The sequence below is a fragment of the Okeania hirsuta genome, assembly GCF_003838195.1.
In the GTDB taxonomy this organism is placed as follows: domain Bacteria; phylum Cyanobacteriota; class Cyanobacteriia; order Cyanobacteriales; family Microcoleaceae; genus Okeania; species Okeania hirsuta.
Genome location: NZ_RCBY01000599.1, coordinates 1 through 1212 on the forward strand (window position 1 = coordinate 1; position 1212 = coordinate 1212).

Below are 1212 nucleotides of genomic sequence, written 5' to 3' on the forward strand. Positions count from 1 at the left end.
CGGATTTGATATTATAGCAATTCCCAAGAAGCGTGAGGTACAAAATTCCTTTGCTTTAGGGAGTAGGGAGTAGGGAATAAAAAAGAAGAAAAACAACTGTACCTCAGTAACTTGAGAAATGCTATATACCTACCAATTCACTTTAATGATTTCACAAATAGTTTCCTGAAATTACTATAGAGTCAAAATTTCCAGTCTATAAAATATTAACTTTAGAATACGATAGGGTAATTTCATCCTCGTGTATTCTAGAGTTAATTCTTGAATAATAAATCCGGTAATATCTTCATGTTTGCCTGTGGGTTGCATTTCGATAATTTTACCTTCATGTAATTCATAACATCTACTTTCGGGTAGCCATTCAGTAAATTCATCAAAAGTTATTAGTTTTTGTAATAATTGAACCATAAATAATCTTGCTTTTTCTTTTTTTATAAAACCATTCCTGAAAAGTAAGTATAGCAATTCCCATATTGGTCTTGTAATGCGTAAGTCCTAATTAAGATCAAAAAATTGGTGGTGATACATTTTCATTGTTTGTGCATTGTAATTATTTTTGTTGTGAGACACCTATGAGACACCGTAGTGGGAGCATCTTGCTCCCGTACCAAGAATTTTTTATTCCTATCTACAATTACGCGAGCAGGACTACCAAAAAATTATTATTTGCTCACCCTATGAATCTACTTAACTTATAAGGTGCTTTGCAACGCACCCTACAATTGCTTTTAAATTTACTTTCTTCCTTCTTCCCTCTTCCTTCCTTTAAAAAGACCTTCTCCAATTAAAGAACTTCTCTAAGAAATTCTGCTGCCATAAATTTTTGGCATATTTCTGCTTTTTCAAAAATAAACCAGCTTTACTATTTACCTCAGATAAAGTCGGATAAATATGAATCCCAGTCAAAGCAGAAACAGGCAACTTATTCGACATTGCCAAAACAATTTCATGGATTAATTCACCAGCAGAAATACCAACTAAATGCGCCCCTAAAATTTCTCCATTTCCTCTAGTAATAATCTTACCAAATCCAGTTGTAGCTGCCTCAGCTTGAGCGCGGTCTACACCAGAAAAAGGCTGCTTCAATACACAAACATCATCTCCAAAACGTTCCCTCGCTTGCTGTTCTGTTAACCCTACCCTTGCCAATTCTGGGTCAGTAAAAGTTGCCCAAGGAATAACCCGATAATTAGCCTTACTAATGGGAAAAAA

At 34.7% G+C, this 1212-nt stretch carries 2 protein-coding genes; both read right to left on the bottom strand.

Annotated elements, in window-relative coordinates; all coding sequences use genetic code 11:
* Positions 1-174: 174 nt before the first annotated feature.
* Positions 175-408: a PDDEXK family nuclease gene (locus D5R40_RS33145; RefSeq protein WP_124146418.1), complete on the bottom strand. Its 234-nt coding sequence runs from the start codon at positions 406-408 to the stop codon at positions 175-177.
* A gap of 357 nt (positions 409-765) precedes the next feature.
* On the bottom strand, positions 766-1212 hold a 447-nt coding region (locus D5R40_RS33150), incomplete at its 5' end, for an oxidoreductase dimerization domain-containing protein (protein ID WP_511035262.1).